18 protein-coding genes and 1 tRNA gene are annotated in these 15,132 nt (G+C 63.6%); 8 read left to right on the top strand and 11 right to left on the bottom strand.

Annotated elements, in window-relative coordinates:
* Window positions 1-23: 23 nt before the first annotated feature.
* A complete protein-coding gene (gene murB / locus KBY74_RS04525; protein ID WP_254941686.1) occupies window positions 24-935 on the bottom strand; it encodes a UDP-N-acetylmuramate dehydrogenase in 912 nt (303 codons plus the stop codon).
* Window positions 936-940: 5 nt separating this feature from the next.
* On the bottom strand, window positions 941-2,401 hold the full coding sequence (murC, locus tag KBY74_RS04520; protein ID WP_254941704.1) for a UDP-N-acetylmuramate--L-alanine ligase: 1,461 nt from the start codon (window positions 2,399-2,401) through the stop codon (window positions 941-943).
* Window positions 2,402-2,592: 191 nt separating this feature from the next.
* Here murC and gap point away from each other — a divergent pair, with 191 nt between their 5' ends.
* Window positions 2,593-3,615 carry a type I glyceraldehyde-3-phosphate dehydrogenase gene (gap, locus tag KBY74_RS04515; RefSeq protein ID WP_254935297.1) on the top strand — a complete coding sequence of 341 codons (1,023 nt, stop codon included), beginning with the start codon at window positions 2,593-2,595 and terminating at the stop codon, window positions 3,613-3,615.
* A gap of 66 nt (window positions 3,616-3,681) precedes the next feature.
* Here gap and KBY74_RS04510 read toward each other — a convergent pair whose 3' ends face one another.
* On the bottom strand, window positions 3,682-4,785 hold the full coding sequence (locus KBY74_RS04510; protein ID WP_254941685.1) for a peptidylprolyl isomerase: 1,104 nt from the start codon (window positions 4,783-4,785) through the stop codon (window positions 3,682-3,684).
* Between the two features lie 114 nt (window positions 4,786-4,899).
* Here KBY74_RS04510 and efp point away from each other — a divergent pair, with 114 nt between their 5' ends.
* Window positions 4,900-5,460, top strand: coding sequence for an elongation factor P (gene efp / locus KBY74_RS04505; RefSeq protein WP_106632504.1), 561 nt, complete (start codon window positions 4,900-4,902; stop codon window positions 5,458-5,460).
* 5 nt (window positions 5,461-5,465) lie between these two features.
* On the top strand, window positions 5,466-5,945 hold the full coding sequence (gene accB / locus KBY74_RS04500; protein ID WP_254941684.1) for an acetyl-CoA carboxylase biotin carboxyl carrier protein: 480 nt from the start codon (window positions 5,466-5,468) through the stop codon (window positions 5,943-5,945).
* An 18-nt stretch (window positions 5,946-5,963) separates the two neighbouring features.
* On the opposite strand, the gene pdxA is transcribed toward accB, so the two are convergent.
* From pdxA to KBY74_RS04485, 3 genes are all read right to left on the bottom strand, one after another.
* Window positions 5,964-6,989, bottom strand: coding sequence for a 4-hydroxythreonine-4-phosphate dehydrogenase PdxA (gene pdxA, locus KBY74_RS04495; protein WP_254941703.1), 1,026 nt, complete (start codon window positions 6,987-6,989; stop codon window positions 5,964-5,966).
* A 108-nt stretch (window positions 6,990-7,097) separates the two neighbouring features.
* Window positions 7,098-8,024, bottom strand: a complete 927-nt coding sequence (locus tag KBY74_RS04490) for an SDR family oxidoreductase (RefSeq protein WP_254941683.1) — start codon at window positions 8,022-8,024, stop codon at window positions 7,098-7,100.
* Window positions 8,021-8,182 (bottom strand): hypothetical protein, encoded by a 162-nt coding sequence (locus KBY74_RS04485; protein ID WP_254941682.1) that lies wholly within the window; start codon window positions 8,180-8,182, stop codon window positions 8,021-8,023. Before KBY74_RS04485 ends, KBY74_RS04490 begins: the two co-directional genes overlap by 4 nt.
* Before the next feature lie 10 nt (window positions 8,183-8,192).
* Here KBY74_RS04485 and KBY74_RS04480 point away from each other — a divergent pair, with 10 nt between their 5' ends.
* On the top strand, window positions 8,193-8,405 hold the full coding sequence (locus KBY74_RS04480) for a hypothetical protein (protein WP_254941681.1): 213 nt from the start codon (window positions 8,193-8,195) through the stop codon (window positions 8,403-8,405).
* Here KBY74_RS04480 and KBY74_RS04475 read toward each other — a convergent pair.
* Complete coding sequence (locus KBY74_RS04475) at window positions 8,351-8,773, bottom strand: HNH endonuclease (RefSeq protein ID WP_254941680.1); 423 nt, start codon at window positions 8,771-8,773, stop codon at window positions 8,351-8,353. The genes KBY74_RS04480 and KBY74_RS04475 overlap by 55 nt on opposite strands.
* Window positions 8,774-8,847: 74 nt before the next feature.
* Here KBY74_RS04475 and KBY74_RS04470 point away from each other — a divergent pair, with 74 nt between their 5' ends.
* Window positions 8,848-10,437 (top strand): DEAD/DEAH box helicase, encoded by a 1,590-nt coding sequence (locus KBY74_RS04470; RefSeq protein ID WP_254941679.1) that lies wholly within the window; start codon window positions 8,848-8,850, stop codon window positions 10,435-10,437.
* 24 nt (window positions 10,438-10,461) lie between these two features.
* Here the strand turns inward: KBY74_RS04470 and KBY74_RS04465 are convergent, their stop codons facing one another.
* Window positions 10,462-10,842, bottom strand: a complete 381-nt coding sequence (locus tag KBY74_RS04465) for a hypothetical protein (RefSeq protein ID WP_254941678.1) — start codon at window positions 10,840-10,842, stop codon at window positions 10,462-10,464.
* 58 nt (window positions 10,843-10,900) lie between these two features.
* The gene (locus KBY74_RS04460; protein WP_254941677.1) at window positions 10,901-11,338 is read right to left on the bottom strand and encodes a DUF6554 family protein; all 438 of its coding nucleotides are present in this window, start codon (window positions 11,336-11,338) and stop codon (window positions 10,901-10,903) included.
* A gap of 138 nt (window positions 11,339-11,476) precedes the next feature.
* On the opposite strand from KBY74_RS04460, the gene KBY74_RS04455 reads away from it, so the two are divergent.
* Both KBY74_RS04455 and KBY74_RS04450 read left to right on the top strand, forming a co-directional pair.
* On the top strand, window positions 11,477-11,746 hold the full coding sequence (locus KBY74_RS04455; RefSeq protein ID WP_254941676.1) for a hypothetical protein: 270 nt from the start codon (window positions 11,477-11,479) through the stop codon (window positions 11,744-11,746).
* 502 nt (window positions 11,747-12,248) lie between these two features.
* Window positions 12,249-12,443, top strand: coding sequence for a hypothetical protein (locus KBY74_RS04450; protein ID WP_254935286.1), 195 nt, complete (start codon window positions 12,249-12,251; stop codon window positions 12,441-12,443).
* Between the two features lie 91 nt (window positions 12,444-12,534).
* On the opposite strand, the gene KBY74_RS04445 is transcribed toward KBY74_RS04450, so the two are convergent.
* Window positions 12,535-12,606 (bottom strand) — tRNA-Gly (locus KBY74_RS04445).
* Window positions 12,607-12,676: 70 nt separating this feature from the next.
* Entirely contained in the window at window positions 12,677-13,831 is a 1,155-nt protein-coding gene (locus KBY74_RS04440; protein ID WP_254941675.1) for an alanine--glyoxylate aminotransferase family protein, read from the bottom strand.
* Window positions 13,832-13,920: 89 nt separating this feature from the next.
* Here KBY74_RS04440 and cbiD point away from each other — a divergent pair, with 89 nt between their 5' ends.
* Window positions 13,921-15,078 carry a cobalt-precorrin-5B (C(1))-methyltransferase CbiD gene (cbiD, locus tag KBY74_RS04435; protein WP_254941702.1) on the top strand — a complete coding sequence of 386 codons (1,158 nt, stop codon included), beginning with the start codon at window positions 13,921-13,923 and terminating at the stop codon, window positions 15,076-15,078.
* The last annotated feature ends 54 nt before the right edge of the window (window positions 15,079-15,132 follow it).

The following is a 15,132-nucleotide window of genomic DNA, read 5'->3' as shown; positions in this document are numbered from 1 at the left end:
GCTCGGCTCAGGCTAAGGGGCAGCTAGTGCTCCGGGCCGAAGCCCAGCCGCTTTACCTCAGGGTGGAGGGTCAGGCCGTGGCTGGCCAGCACCCGGCGTTGCACTTCTGCGATTAGGGCATCGATGTCGCTGGCGCTGGCCTGGCCAATGTTGACGATGAAATTCGCGTGGATTGGCGAGACTTGGGCATCACCGATTTGCAATCCCTTCAGGCCCAGCGCTTCGATCAGCTGCCCTGCTTTCTGTGGTTCTGGGTTGCGAAAAACACTGCCGCAGCTGGGCTGTTGGTAGGGCTGGGTGCTGGTGCGGCTGTGCAGATTGGCACTGGTGCGCGAGGTGATGGCTGCGGGGTCGTGGCCGGCCTCCAGCTGGAAGGTGGCTGCCAGCACGATCCAGCTCTCCGCCTGGAGGCGGCTGTGGCGATAGGCGAAGTCCAGTTCCCGGGCTTCCAGCTCGAAGGGCGTTGCGGGATTGGCCGGGTCCAGCACCCGCACCGAGTGCAACCATTCGGCCGTGCAGCCGCCCTGAGCGCCCGCATTCATCACCACCGCGCCCCCTACGGTGCCTGGGATGCCCACGGCCCACTCCAGCCCGCTCAGGCCAAGCCGGGCTGCTTTGCGGGCCAGGGTGGGGATCGGTTCTCCGGCTTCCGCTTCCACCAGGCCGCTGGCGGCGTCGAGCCGGCTCCCCTGCAGCCGCCTGTTGCAGATGGTGAGGCCGGGCAGGCCGCTATCGGCGATCAGCAGGTTGGAGCCTGCGCCGATGCAGCGCAAGGACAGGCCTTGGGCCCGGGCCCAGGCCGCCAGAGAAATCAGCTCTTCGCCTTCTCCAGGCTCGGCAAACCACTCCGCTGGACCTCCCACCTTCCAGGTGGTGAAGGGCTGAAGCCCTACCCCTTGGCGTAGGGCAGGGTGGCAGCTGGGGGCCGCAATCATCAGGCTCAGGCCGCCAGGGGGGTTGCAGAGGCAGCGATGGCGCTGTCAATTGCTTGTTGGCGCTGCTCGAGGCGTTCCCAGAGGCTGTTGACGTCTCCAGCACCCATGGCGATCACCAGATCACCCTCTTGACTCTTGGCGGCCACCTGGGCGGCGAGCTCGTCGAGAGTGTTGGCTACCGCCACCGGCAGGTTGGGTGCCAGCTGCCGCACCGCCTCGGCCATGGCGGCGCTGGAGATACCTGGAATCGGCGCTTCACCAGCGGCGTAGAGGGGCGCGATCAGCACGGAATCGGCTTCCGATAGGGCCGATGCAAAGCCGTCCAGAAATTGGGCTGTGCGGCTGTAGCGATGGGGCTGAAACACTGCTACCAAGCGCCGTGGCGCCACGGGCAGGGCGCTGCGGCCGCTGTCCACCATCAGCTTGGCCATGGCCAGGGTTGCGGCCACCTCGCTGGGGTGGTGGGCGTAGTCGTCGACCACCAGCCGGCCCTGCCATAAACCGCGGAAATCAAAGCGCCGTCCTGGGGCCTGAAGGGCGGCTACAGCCTCGCCCAGCTCGGCAAATGAAACCCCCTCCAGCCGGCAGGCGGCCATGGCCGCAACCGCGTTGCTGAGGTTGTGACGACCGGGCAAGGGCAGTTCAAAGCGGCCCACCAGCTCACCGTCTTCATAGAAGTCGGCAACGGTGCCGTCCCCCCTTTGCTCTTGGGCAATCGCTGCAAAGGAGACGCCTGCGGCGCTTTCGATCGACCACCAATGACTGGCTTTGAACCGCTCGCGCAGCACCGGGTCGTCGTGGTTTGCCAGGAGCCTTGATGTGTTGCCGGCGAACCTTTGCAGGGTGGTGATCAGGGCTTCGAGGTCGGGGTAGTGGTCCGTGTGGTCGAGTTCGACGTTGGTGAGCACGCCGAGGGATGAGCGGAATTTCACCAAGGAGCCGTCCGATTCATCCGCCTCCGCCACCAGCAGCCTGCCTTCGCCATGGCGACCGTTGCTGCCAAAGGCGGGCACGATGCCGCCAATCACTGCGGTGGGGTCGTGTTTGGTAGCAGCCAGCAGGGTGGCGATCAGGGTGCTGGTAGTGGTTTTGCCATGGCTCCCGGCTACTGCGATGGAGTCCTGGCTATTGATCAAGGCGGCCAGCACGTCGGAGCGGTGGCAGATCGCCAGACCCATGCGACGGGCCTCCAGTAGCTCCGGGTTGGTCTCTGGTACCGCGGAGCTGATCACTACTTGAGGTGAGACCGAGGTGCCGCTGCGGATCGCAGCAACCGTGGCGGCGTTCTGCTCCAAAAACACCCGCACCCCCAGCCGCCGTAAGCGGTTGAGCACGGCGTTGTCCCGGGGGTCGGAGCCACTTACCGCGTAGCCCCGTTCCGCCAGGATCCCTGCCAGGGCAGACATGCCGATGCCGCCAACCCCAATGAAGTGGAGCGGTTGGTGACGATCGAGCAGGGGCGCCAAACGCAACTCCAAATCAGGGTTCAGGTGAGAACAAAATTAAGCTGACAACAGCCCGAAAACCTTTACGAGTTGCTGCGCGTTTGCGCATGGTCCTCGGCGTGCGCCCTTCCTGCAAGAGGGGAGACCGGATCAATTTCTGTATGATCGGCAGCCAAAACCACCTTCGCTAGCGGCTTTTGCCGCAATCGGCCATGACTTTGCGCGTTGCGATCAATGGATTTGGCCGGATTGGTCGCAACTTCACCCGCTGCTGGCTGAGCCGTGGGGCCAACACTGGCATCGAATTGGTGGGCATCAATGGCTCCGGTGACACCAACACCATGGCCCACCTGCTCAAGTACGACTCCATGCTCGGCCCCCTGCGGGGCGTGGAGGTCACCACCACCGAGGACACGATCGTCCTCAACGGCAAGACGATCAAAACCTTCTACGACCGCAATCCCGCCAACCTTCCCTGGAAGGAATGGGGCGTCGATCTGGTGATCGAATCCACCGGCGTGTTTAACGACGATGTTGGCGCCAGTAAGCACTTCGAAGCTGGTGCCAAAAAGGTAATTCTCACGGCACCTGGCAAGGGCGCAAAAGTTGGCACGTTTGTGGTGGGCGTTAACGCCGATCAATACCGCCACGAAGATTGGGACATTCTCAGCAACGCCAGCTGCACCACCAACTGCATGGCTCCTGTGGTGAAGGTGCTGGATCAAGCATTCGGCATCGTCAAGGGCACGATGACGACCACCCACAGCTACACCGGTGACCAGCGCATCCTGGATGCGGCCCACCGCGACCTGCGTCGTGCTCGCGCCGCTGCGGTAAACATTGTTCCCACCAGCACCGGCGCTGCCCAGGCTGTGGCGTTGGTCTATCCGCCGATGAAGGGCAAGCTCAGCGGTATCGCTATGCGAGTGCCCACACCGAATGTCTCGGTGGTTGATATGGTGCTTGATATCAGTCGCGACACCACCAAGGAAGAGGTGAATGCCTTGCTCAAGGCCTCATCTGAGAATGCCATGAAGGGCATCATCAAGTATTGCGATCTACCTTTGGTTTCCAGCGATCATGCCGGCACCGACGAATCGACGATCATTGATTCGGAGCTCACCTTGGTGATGGGTGGCAACATGTTGAAGGTTATCGCTTGGTACGACAACGAGTGGGGCTACAGCCAGCGCGTTGTTGATTTGGCTGAAATTGTTGCCAAGCAATGGAAATGAGCTGAGCCAAGCTCCCGATTTTAAGCCGCCCTTGAGGGCGGCTTTTTTAATGGTGAGATCGCAAGTTCAGCTGTGGGGCTGGAGATTTTCGGATCCAGATAGCACTCGTGCTTTGACGATGCCGTCGTCAGCGGTGAGTTCTTCGAGAACATCAAAGCCATCCACCACATAACCGAAAGCGGCATAGCGGCCGTCGATCAGGTTTAGGCCGGCAGGGGTCAGTTCAGGTTCGAACAGGAAGAGGAAGAACTGGGAGGAGCCGTCGTCTAGCACTTCATCGGAGTGGGCCCAGCCCAGGGTGCCCTTGGTGGAGAAGGGTAGTTCTGGTGCGGCCTTGAACATGCCGAGGTCTTCGAAGGTTTGGTTGTAGAAGGGCTCGCTCTGGCCTGGCACCTTGATCTCTAACGGCACCTTGCGCTCCGTTTTGGTTTTCGGGTCGATGTATCCATCATTTGGGCCTTCCGGATCGCCGGTTTGCAGCACGTAAAAATCTTCGGCTCGAATGAAGGGCAGTCCGTCGTAGAAGCCCCGTTGCACCAGATCAACAAAGGCGCCGGCGGTGAGGGGCGCGTTGTAACCGTCTACAACCGCAGTTAGGTCGCCTTTAGTGGTGGTGAGCTGCACGGTTGCCCGGCCCAGCAGCCTGGGCAAATCGGCAAATTCAGCCGGAATTTGATAGGGGAAAGGCCCTACCAGCAGGTCTTCGGCTTTGCCGATGCTGTTGAGGGCCTCACGGCGGGCTGCCAGGAAGGGGTCGCGCTCCTGGCCTTCGGCGGCGGCGGCGAGCACTTGCAGTTGCTCTCCCACCTGGTCCAGCAGAGCTGCGGCCTCGGTTTTCGCTGGGGCATCGAAGCCTTCGAGCATGGCTGCCTTGCGGCTGCCCAGTAAGGAAATGCAACGCCGCACGGAGCTGGCTAGGGCTGGCCAGCGCTTAGCGCGCAGGTCGTCGCTGGTGGCCTCGAGGCGATGCTGAAGCTCCTGCAGGTCGGGGGCCTTGATTGGCAAGGCATTGCGCAGCAGTGCTGCAGGGTCAGTCACGGCGTTGCCCTGGGGCAGGGCAGCCCAGGCGGTGGGGGCAGCGAGCAGCACAACCAGCATCAAGCTGGCTACGCCAGCAAACCAGCGCGCCCACGTTGAGCGATTCGCCCAGCTGGATTGGCCCCGTGCCATGGCAACACCCTGTCGTTGAGCGGACTTTGGCACAACTTCAGGGCCTCCGGAATGACCCCCCAGAGGCCCGTTCCGGTAGCCAGCCTTACAATCCCCCAGATCTGAACCGCCGGAATGATCTCCAGCAACGACTTTCGAACCGGTACCTCAATTGAGCTGGATGGCCAGGTCTGGAGGGTCGTTGAGTTTTTGCACGTCAAGCCCGGCAAGGGATCGGCGTTCGTCCGCACCAAGCTCAAGGCGGTGCAGAGCGGCAACGTCGTTGAGAAGACCTTTCGGGCAGGCGAGATGCTGCCCCAAGCCATTCTCGAAAAGAGCACCCTCCAGCACACCTACATGGAGGGTGACGACTACGTGTTCATGGATATGGGCAGCTACGAGGAAACCCGGCTGACGGCCAAACAGATTGGTGACAGCCGCAAGTACCTCAAGGAGGGCATGGAGGTGAACGTGGTGGCCTGGAACGGCAAACCCTTGGAGGTGGAACTGCCCAACTCGGTGGTGCTGGCGATCACCCAGACCGATCCAGGCGTCAAGGGCGATACGGCCACGGGCGGCACCAAGCCTGCGATCGTTGAAACGGGAGCCCAGGTGATGGTGCCCCTGTTCCTGTCGATCGGAGAGAAAATCAAGATCGATACTCGTACCGACAGCTATTTGGGCAGGGAGAACTGATCGCCATGCAGCTCAACCACGACCAGCTTCAGCACCTTCTCGCCCTGCTTGGCGAGAGCGACATCCAGGAGTTGAAGCTCGAAGGAGACGACTTCCGCTTGGAGGTGCGTCGCAACCTTCCCAGTGCAGCGCCTACAACTGTTTTCCAGGCCAGTGCCGCTCCGGCCCAGGTGCTGCAGGCAGCGCCCCCCCTGCCCGTTGCCCCCTCGGCTCCACCGCCACCGGCTGCTGCCAGCCGCGGCGACCTGCTTGAGGTCACAGCACCGATGGTCGCCACCTTTTATCGAGCTGCAGCTCCTGGTGAAGCCCCCTTTGTGGAAGTTGGTGCCCGCATCAAGGTCGGCCAGACCGTTTGCATTCTTGAGGCGATGAAGCTGATGAATGAGCTGGAGTCTGAGGTGGGCGGTGAGGTGGTTGAAATTCTGGTGGAAAACGGCACCCCCGTGGAATTCGGTCAGGTGTTGATGCGGGTGCGGCCGGCCTGAGCGGTTGCGCTGGAATCCTCAGCCCAGATCCCTTGCCGTAATTAGGGCAGCCGCCATGCTGTCGGCCCTGGCTAGGCCTTGGCCAGCGATCGCGAAGCCTGTGCCGTGATCTGGTGAGGTGCGCATAAACGGCAACCCCAAGGTGGTGTTGACTGCGGCATCAAAGGCCAGCAATTTCACCGGGATCAGTCCCTGGTCGTGATATAGCGCCAGGTAGCCATCTGGGCCTGGTCTGGGGCTCTGCCAGGCGGCGGCTGCGCTTAGCCAGCAGGTGTCCGGCGGCAATGGCCCTTCCAGCTGCACCTCTGGATGCTGCCGGCGCCAGGCCTCCAGGGCTGCTTCCAACCAGGTGCTCTCCTCCTGCCCCAGGCGCCCCGCCTCGCCGGCATGGGGATTGAGTCCTGCCACCACTAGGTGGGGGGCTTGGTTGAAGCGCTCGCAGAAGGCCAGGAGCTTATCCAGCTTGCGTTGCACCAAGGCTCCATTGAGATGTTGGGGAACGGTGGCCAGGGGAATGTGGGTGGTGGCCAGCAGGGTGTTGAGGCGCCAGTGGCCCGCGGGTGCTAGCGCGGTAAACAGCATCGAGGCTTCGGGGCTGCCGCTGAGTTCCGCCAGCCGCTCGGTTTGGCCTGGGTAGGGGTGGCCGGCAGCGTGCCAGCTGGCCTTGGCGATTGGCGCTGTCACCAGGGTCCGGCAGCGGCCGCTTTGCACCAGCTCGACGGCGGCGGTGAGCCAGTTGAAGCTTGCTGCTCCGCAGGCCGGGGTGCTGCGTCCTGGCTGGCAGCTCTCCACTAAGGGCAGATCAAGAACCTCCAGCTCTGCCGGATCCCGCAGCGGTTCGCTGCTGCTGGGCTTGAGCAGTTGGTAGCTGGTTTCCAGCCAGCGGCGGCAACCCACCAGCAGGGGCTGCTGTGAGCGCCATTCCGCCCTGGCCAGGGCCTTGAGAGTTACCTCAGCGCCTATGCCGGCAGGATCCCCTAGGGCAATGGCAAGCCGGGCTGGGGTGGGGTTGGATGGGGCTTGGCCGCTTGTGGTGGAGCCCATGCTGCGCTGGTTGTTGCTGGGGGGTCTGTTGCTGGGTCTGGGCACGGGGCTCAGCAAGGGCTGGATCGAGTTGCGTTGGGGGCGTTTGCTGGCTGATTTGGGCCTGCCCTACGTGGTTGATCCCGGGGATCTCCGGGACTGCCCGCCACCTAGCTCCTCCGCTAAGCAGGCCCGGTAGCCCTCCCGGTAGTTGGGATAGCGCAACTTGTAGCCCAGCTGTTGGGTCAGCAGCTGGTTGCTGACCCGCCGGTTTTCGCTCCAGAAGCTGCGGGCCATGGGGCTCATGCTGCCGGCGACCTCGGCGTAGTGCTCTATTGGTGGCAGTTTGTGCCCCAGTAGGTGGGCCGCATAGCCCAGGGTCTCGCTGGAGGGGCAGGGGCAGTTGTCGGTCACATTGACCACGGTCGGGCGCTCCTGCTGTGGCCGGGCCAGGCAGTGCAGCAGGCAACCGACGATGTCGTCGACGTGTACTCGGCAAAACATCTGGCCAGGCTTGTGGATGAGACGGCTTTGCCCCGCTTGCAGGGCCGCAAATGGCGAGCGGTTGGGTCCGTAGATGGCTGGCAGCCGGAAAATCTGCACGGGTAGTCCTGTGGCTAGCCACGCTTGCTCCGCCGCAACCCGGGCCTGGCTGCGGCCGGCTCGGGCTGGGGTTGGGGCGGTTTCGTCAACCCAGGCCCCAGCGGTGTCGCCATAGACGCCGGTGGTGGAGAGATAGCCCAGCCATTGCAGGGGCAGCTCTCGCAGGCTTGCTCCTAGTAAGCGCAGCGCCGGATCGCCCTGGTCTGGGTCTGGGGGCACGCACACCACTACATCCGTGATGCCGGCCAGGGCACCAGGGGCTGGCAGGCAGGTGCTGTCTGGAGAGCTGTTGAAGGGGAGCCATTCCAGGCCCTCGCCGCTGGAGCGTGGTTGGCGGCTGGTGAGGCGCACCGCCATGCCGCTGCGCTGGGCGGCCTGGGCAAGCCGCAGGCCCGTGAAGCCGCCGCCGATCACCAGCAGCTGGCGGGCGGGCTTGACAAGCGCCTGGATCATGAGTACACCTGTATTATTCCTGAAGTGATCGCCATGACGATCTCGATTTTCACGGTTCCAGTTTTCACGGTCCCAGTTCTCACTGTCTCAGCCTTGCCGGTTTCAACCTTTCCGGTCTCAGCTTTTCCTGTTACTAGTTCCCGTGTTTCAAGCTCCATTGCGCCAGGCTTGCGAGCGGCTCTCAACTTCCCGGCACCAATCTCTAAGACGCCGGTCTCTTCAAGGCACCGGTCCCGCTCCAGTGGTCGTGAAATCACCGTGCCGGCGGTGTTGGCGGGGGTGCTGCTGCTGCTGGCTTTGGTGGTTGCCCCCGAGGGACCCCAGGTTCAGGAGGCCATCTGCCAGCGCCACAACGGCGCCGAGGCCTGCCGGGTCTGGTGAGGTTCCACCAGTTCTTCCAATTGGCCGGGATGTACCCACTGCAGCAGTCGCATTGCTAAGCGCAGGTCTCCATCGGTCCAGGCACGAATCGCCATGGAGCGGCGGGGGTCGTAAAAGGGCTGTCGCCGGTACCAGGCAAAGGCATCCGCGTCTCCCTTGTCGCCATTGCAGGCCAGACAGGCGGGCACGCAGTTCTCGGTGACACTTAACCCGCCCCGGCTCTGGGGGTGCACGTGGTCGATTGATTCCGAGCGCTCACCGCAATAAATGCAGTGTTGGTCGGTGATTCGATGAAGGGATTGGCGCCAGCGTCTGACGCGCAATTTGGGACAGAGATCCTCAAGGAACACCCCATCCCTGGCCTGCATCAGCGCGACTCGGTTGATCAAAGTTTGCCCCCACCGCCTGGGGTGTCAATGTGTCGACGATTGCACTTCCGCGGATGCGCTGTCTGCTGCGGCTGGGGGCTACGGGTTTGATTGAGGTAGTTAGCCCCTACGACGCGGTCACCCAGGCCCAGTTGCGGGCGATCCGCCCCCGGGGGAGTTGGTCGGGTCGGCAGCGTTGCTGGTCATTTCCCCTAGAAGCTGCCGCCGCCTTGCAGCAAGCCCTGGCAGGCCGGTTTCCTGTGCAGCCCGAGCTGGCCCAGTGGCTCGCCTGGTTAGAGCAGCCCCTGCCTCCCCTGCCGCCCCATCGGCAGTTGGTGGCTTCGGCAGATTTGGAGCAGCCCCTGCTGGATGGCCGCCTCCTGTTTGCCCATCAGCGGGCCGCGGTGCGCTGGCTACTGGCCCGCCGCGGTGCCGTGCTCGCGGATGCCATGGGGTTGGGTAAGACGCTCACAGCCCTGATGGCGGCTCGGGCCATGGTGCGCCAAGCCGATTGCCGCATCTTGGTGATTGCTCCGGTTGGTCTGCATGACCATTGGCAGGGTGAGGCGGCCAGCCTTGGCCTGCATCTGGAGCTGCACAGCTGGGCCCGGTTGCCCGACGCCTTGCCGCCCGCCGGCACCGTGCTGATCGCCGATGAGGCCCACTTCGCCCAAAACGGCCATACCCGCCGCAGCCAGGGGCTGCTGCGCCTGGCCCGCCACCCCCGGCTGCGAGCCATCTGGCTACTGACCGGCACGCCGATGAAAAATGGCCGCCCAGCCCAGTTATTTCCCCTGCTGGCGGCGATCGGCCACCCCCTCGCCCGCGACCAACGGGCCTTTGAGGAACTCTTCTGCCAGGGCCATTGGCGCGAGCAGGGCGGACGGCGCCTCTGGCAGGCGAACGGGGCCAGCCATCTGGAAGACCTGCAGCGGCTGGTGCGGCCCCTGGTGCTGCATCGCCGTAAGCAGGATTGCCTCGACCTGCCCCCCAAGCTGCGCCAGCTGTGGCCAGTTGAGCTGGATGAGCCTTCGGCCCGCGGCTTTCAGCACCGGCTGCAGGTCAAGGTCGACGACTATCGCCGTCGGGCTGCCCTCGGTGAGGTGCGCCGCGATGCCGAGCTGCTGGCCGTGCTCACGGCCCTGCGCCAGATCGGCTCCGATTACAAACTTCCAGCCACCCGGGCCTTGGTGGCTCCGTTGCTGGCCAAGGGCGAGGCGGTGGTGGTGTTTACGGCCTTCGTGGCTACGGCTGAGATGTTGCACCGCAGTTTTGAAGACAGTTGTGTCCTCACCGGCGCCCTGCCGCCGGCCCAGCGCCAGGCCCAGGTTGATGCGTTTCAGCGCGGTGAGCATTCCCTGCTGATCGCTACCTATGGCACCGGGGGCTTGGGCTTCACCCTGCACCGGGCGCGGCATGTGGTGCTAATTGAGCGCCCCTGGACCCCAGGGGATGCGGAACAGGCAGAAGATCGCTGTCACCGCATCGGTATGGGGGCCTGCCTGACCAGCCATTGGCTGCAGCTGGGCGTTGCCGACCAGTTGGTGGACGGCTTACTGGCCAGTAAGGCCGAGCGCATCGCGGTGTTGTTGCAGCGGCGCTCCCAGCTGCTGGAGCGCCGCAGTTTGCCGGCCATGATGCGAGACCTGATGGGTCGCTGGTGAGGCTGCTCAGGGTTGGGGCCGGGCTTAGTTTGCGCCCATGCCTTTGCCAGTGCCCATGCCTTTGCCACCGCCTTCCCTGCAGAGCTGTTGACGCAGGTTCAGATCGGTGCGCAGTTGGGGATCCAGGCTGGCTGGTGGTTTAGAGCGGGCAAGGGCTGCAGCCCGGTTGATATCAGCGCAGGCCGCTGCCTCGTTGCCCGCCAGGCTGTGCAGCAAGTAGCGATCGTTGAGAGGGCCTGGGTTGGTTGGAAATGCCGCCACTACGGCGTCGCAGCGCCGGATTTGTTCCGTTAGTTGGTCGAGCTGCACGGTTTGCAGGCAGTCGTCGCTGCGCACCTGGCGCTGGGGTAAGGGCTCTTCAGCGCAGCCCCCGGCAAGCAGCAGCAGCCCTGCCAGGGCGGCCAAGCTGCCCCCCGCTCGGCATCCCGTTCGGCATCCGGCTCGGCATAAATATTGGCGAGCCTTATTGACCCAGCCGCTCACTGCGGGAGGTGCCACTAGGCGCTGGGCTTGTGCTGGCTTCTGGCTTGGCTTCGGGTTTTGCGAACAGGTCACCTAGGTAGCGGCCGCAGTCGGGAAACACGCTGGGGTTCTGCACCACAGCTTCTGTGATCATCACCGCGGCGTGTTCCGGGGAGGTCTTGAACAGTTTGTCGTTTTGGCGTTTGATCACCGCGTAGGCGGCATCCCAGCTCACCTGGTGGCTGTTGCCGCTGCTGCGCATAAAGCAATAGATCTGAGCCCCCTTGCCCCCTGAGCCGGCGTTGGCGGCGGCGGCATTGGCCTCAGCTGTCTGGGCCTGGCCGGGTAGGACGAGGCCGAATCCAGCAGCGCTGCCAACCAGGACCAGCAGGGCTCGGCGTAGCCCGGGAATCTGCCTCAAAGTCATCTTTAGTGCCATGGCCTGGGGCGTCAACGGGGATACCGGGGCCCAACGTATCGATCACTTTGGCCTAAGTCGAGTCTGGGGCAGGGAAGAGCTCTGGCCTTGGCTGGTGCTGGTTTGTGTGTTGTGATCGGCTCCCATGCCCCGATTGCCATGGCTTACGAGTCGGTTTCCTTCCGCATCAGCCGTAATGCTGAAGATTTGGCCCAAACCGTGCACGCCCTCTCCCAGCGGCTTGTGAGTCTGGAGCAGCGTTTGGAAGCCACGGAGCTGCAACTTGATCGGCAGGCAGAGCATGATCCCCAGGAGATCACCAGTCTCGACAACGTTGAACGACTGCTGGTCGACTGTCGCGCCTTGCTCGAGCTCACCGACAACAACGAGCTCACCGACCAAAACGATGAAATGGCGGCAGCGGCCTGATCCCGGGGGCTGGTCAGCGGTGTCAGAATGAGAAGAAAGTAGTTATGGCATACCCCACTCCCTCCCAAAACGGTTCCACCAATCGCTGCTCGCAAGCCTCGGGCTTAGCCCCGTCAGTTACCAACCTGGCTCCTTCCGGCCGCAGCGGCTACCCACCTACCTCTGGAGAGGGGGAGCATCAGTTGGAGAAGCTGGAGTTTGCACTTGCAGTGGCCCTCACCCGGGGTGATGAACAGAGATCCCAGTCTTTGCGTGATCAAATTGCCGCGTTGGGTGGCAATCGGGAAGAGCCAGGAACATGATGAGCGGGGGGCCTGGGTGAGCTAGGTGATGTTTTCACTGGGTATGTTCAGCCTGGCGTATGATCAAAATGAATGCTTTAATTTGTAAGGGGTATATCAACCCTTTCCAGGATGGCTAAGGCCGTTTTTGCATGGGCCATTCCCGTTCAGATACCGTTGAGATGACTGCCATTTTTACTAGTCCTGCGCGTACTTCTTCGTTGGCCGCACCCTCGGCTGACGCGCGCGAACAATTCCTTGTTTCGATTCGGGCCGATGAGGCTCGGGCGCGCCTTGCTGCTGAGCAAGGAGATTTGCCCCAAGCCGCACGCTTCATCATTGCGGCTTTGGATGGCGAGCGCCGGATGGCGGCCACCGGCCCTCAGGTTTTGCAGCTGATCAAGCCTCGGGGCTGAATCAGGCTAATTCCGCTGGCCTAATTCTCGAAGGTCTAATTCGTCTCCTTGGCCAATTCGCCTCTTGCCCAATCTGACGACCTGAGATTAAAGCGGGTGACCGGACTCGAACCGGCGACGTTCAGCTTGGGAAGCTGACATTCTACCACTGAATTACACCCGCAAGGTGCATAAATCAAATTAGCAGAGTCTTGGGGAGAATGGCGCAAAGCCTGCTCTCCCCGGACGCTTGCTCAGCCCTGGGCCAGGGCTGCTGCACAGGCGGCTACGCCAGCACCGGCGCTGCCTTTGTGTAAGCCCAGATCCTGCAGGGTTGCTTCGATGGCAGCTACGGCTGTGAGCACGTCGCGATCACAAACAAAGCCCAGGTGGCCGATGCGGAACACCTTGCCCTTGAGGTGATCCTGGCCGCCAGCCAGCAGGATGTCGAACTTTTCTTTCACGGCTTTGCGCATCGCTTCGGCGTCGATGCCTTCTGGCGCCACGGCGGTGATGGCCGGGCTGCCACAGCCCTCCGCGGCATAGAGGGGCAGGCCAATCGCCTTCATGCCTGCTTGGGCCGCGGCCCGGTGACGGGCATGGCGGGCGAAGATCTTTTCAAGACCCTCTGCCTGCATCATTTCCAGGGCTGCTTCGAGGGCGAAGTAGAGGTTGATGGCCGGGGTGAAGGGGTTGCTGTCGGCATGGGCCGATTTGCGGTATTTGGCCAGATCCAGATAAAACTTCGGCAGATCGGAGTGCTTGCAGGCTTCCCAGGCCCGGTCGCTCATGGCCACGAAAGCCAACCCCGGCGGCATCATGTAGCCCTTCTGGGAGCCGGAGCCGATCACGTCGATGCCCCAGTCCTCCATGGGCACATTGCAGGCACCCAGGCTGGTGACGCAGTCGGCGATGCAGAGGGCGGTGCCGTGGGCCTTGACGTGCGAGGCGATGGTCTGCAGATCGTTGATTACCCCAGTGGAGGTTTCCGAGTGGGTGATGATCACGGCCTTGATCGCTTTGGCAGTGTCGGCTTCTAGGGCGGCGCGGAAGGCCTCGGGATCCAGGGGCTGGCCCCATTCGGCCTGGACCACCTGCACGTTCAGGCCGTAGGCCTTAGCGAGCTTCACCCAGCGCTCGCCAAACTTGCCGTTGTCGCCGCAGAGCACCGTGTCGCCCTTGCTCAGCACGTTGATAATTCCCGCCTCCATGGCAGCGGTGCCGCTGCCCGTGATCACCAGCACGTCGCCCTTTGTCTGATGCAGCCACTGCAGCTGTTGGGTGGTGCGCTTAACGATTTTCTGAAAGTCAGCGCTGCGGTGGCCGATCGGATGGCGGCCCATGGCAAGCAGGACGCGTTCCGGCACCGGGGTGGGGCCGGGGATCATCAGGCTGAGTTTGTCCTGCATGGTTAGGGGATACGGCGGGCGGCGGCGGACCGCACAATCAACCACCATAAAAAACAGTGTTCTTTCCCCCGTTGCTTGAGCTGAACCAAATCGACGCTGCCTCGGCGGACGCCACTGCCGGATACACCGTGCCGGTGTGGCTCACGGCCGCAGCCCGGGCGGCCCTGGTGATCCTGCTTGGCCAGCCCTGGCAGCGTCACCAGTCCCTTTGGCTCCATCCCGACGCTGCGACAGCCGGCGAGCTGCCCGCCCGGGTGCCGGTGCTAGCGGCCGCGCCCTTGGCCGATGGCTGGGTGCTGGCCATGGCCTGCTGTGATCCGGGGCCGGAGGTGCTCGACCTCACCCGTGGTTTGCAGCTATGGGTGCAATTGCGCTGGCTGGAGGGGCCAGGCAAGTGGCTTGAGTTGCGGGCCGGCGAGGGGGTGGGGGTGCTGCAGGCCAGTGGTGAGGCGTGCTTGTCGGCCTATGCCGAAAAGCTGCTCGAGTGCAACCTGCGGCCCCTGGTGCCGCCGGGAAGGCGTTTGGAGTTGCAGGTGGTGATTCCAGAGGGCAGGCGCCTGGCCGAGCGCACCAGCAATGCGGCTTTTGGGGTGGTGGATGGCCTGGCCTTGATCGGCACCCAGGCTGAGGTGCAGCGCAGCGCGGGCCCCGACCAACTGGCCCAGGCCCTTGCGGCTCTGCGCGAACGCGCCGCAGCGCCTGCTTTCTGCGGTGATCTGGTGCTGGTGATCGGTGAGAACGGGCTCGATCTGGCGCCCAGGCTGGGTTTGCCACCTGATCTGTTGCTCAAGGCGGGCAACTGGCTCGGACCGCTGCTCGTGGCGGCGGCCGAGGCCGGGGTGCGCCGCCTGCTGCTGCTGGGTTATCAGGGCAAATTGATCAAGCTGGCGGGCGGCATCTTCCACACCCACCACCACCTGGCCGATGGCCGCGCCGAGGTGCTCACGGCCCTGGCGGCCTTGGCCGGGCTTGGGGGTGAGTCCTTGCAAGCTCTTCACGCTGCCCCAACCGTGGAGGCGGCCCTGGGAGAGCTGGCCCAGCGGGACGGGCCGCGAGCCGAGCGCCTGCGTCAGGCCATTGCTGCGGCGGTGGAGCAGCGCAGCCTGCGCTATCTGGCCCGCTATGGCCAGGAGTCGATGGCGGTGGGGGCCGTGCTGTTTGATCGCTCTCGCCAGATCTGCGGCCAGGGACCGGTTGGCTTGGAGTTGCTCACGGCTTTACGCAGCCCTGCCCGGAGCGACGCCTAGGCTGGTTCGAATGCTCCAGGGCCCAGCGTTGACGATGTCTTCCACCGCTTCCCC

The sequence above is a fragment of the Cyanobium sp. A1C-AMD genome, from assembly GCF_024346495.1.
Lineage (GTDB): Bacteria > Cyanobacteriota > Cyanobacteriia > PCC-6307 > Cyanobiaceae > Cyanobium_A > Cyanobium_A usitatum.
The sequence above is the reverse complement of the archived record's forward strand: the minus strand, read 5'-3'. Positions and strand labels throughout refer to the sequence as shown.

Coding starts and splice junctions, on each gene's coding strand:
- murB (WP_254941686.1), bottom strand. CDS start 935: ATGATTGCGGCCCCCAGCTGCCACCCTGCCCTACGCCAAGGGGTAGGG.
- gap (WP_254935297.1), top strand. CDS start 2,593: ATGACTTTGCGCGTTGCGATCAATGGATTTGGCCGGATTGGTCGCAAC.
- KBY74_RS04510 (WP_254941685.1), bottom strand. CDS start 4,785: ATGGCACGGGGCCAATCCAGCTGGGCGAATCGCTCAACGTGGGCGCGC.
- efp (WP_106632504.1), top strand. CDS start 4,900: ATGATCTCCAGCAACGACTTTCGAACCGGTACCTCAATTGAGCTGGAT.
- accB (WP_254941684.1), top strand. CDS start 5,466: ATGCAGCTCAACCACGACCAGCTTCAGCACCTTCTCGCCCTGCTTGGC.
- pdxA (WP_254941703.1), bottom strand. CDS start 6,989: ATGGGCTCCACCACAAGCGGCCAAGCCCCATCCAACCCCACCCCAGCC.
- KBY74_RS04490 (WP_254941683.1), bottom strand. CDS start 8,024: ATGATCCAGGCGCTTGTCAAGCCCGCCCGCCAGCTGCTGGTGATCGGC.
- KBY74_RS04485 (WP_254941682.1), bottom strand. CDS start 8,182: ATGGAGCTTGAAACACGGGAACTAGTAACAGGAAAAGCTGAGACCGGA.
- KBY74_RS04475 (WP_254941680.1), bottom strand. CDS start 8,773: ATGCAGGCCAGGGATGGGGTGTTCCTTGAGGATCTCTGTCCCAAATTG.
- KBY74_RS04470 (WP_254941679.1), top strand. CDS start 8,848: ATGCGCTGTCTGCTGCGGCTGGGGGCTACGGGTTTGATTGAGGTAGTT.
- KBY74_RS04460 (WP_254941677.1), bottom strand. CDS start 11,338: ATGGCACTAAAGATGACTTTGAGGCAGATTCCCGGGCTACGCCGAGCC.
- KBY74_RS04455 (WP_254941676.1), top strand. CDS start 11,477: ATGGCTTACGAGTCGGTTTCCTTCCGCATCAGCCGTAATGCTGAAGAT.
- KBY74_RS04440 (WP_254941675.1), bottom strand. CDS start 13,831: ATGCAGGACAAACTCAGCCTGATGATCCCCGGCCCCACCCCGGTGCCG.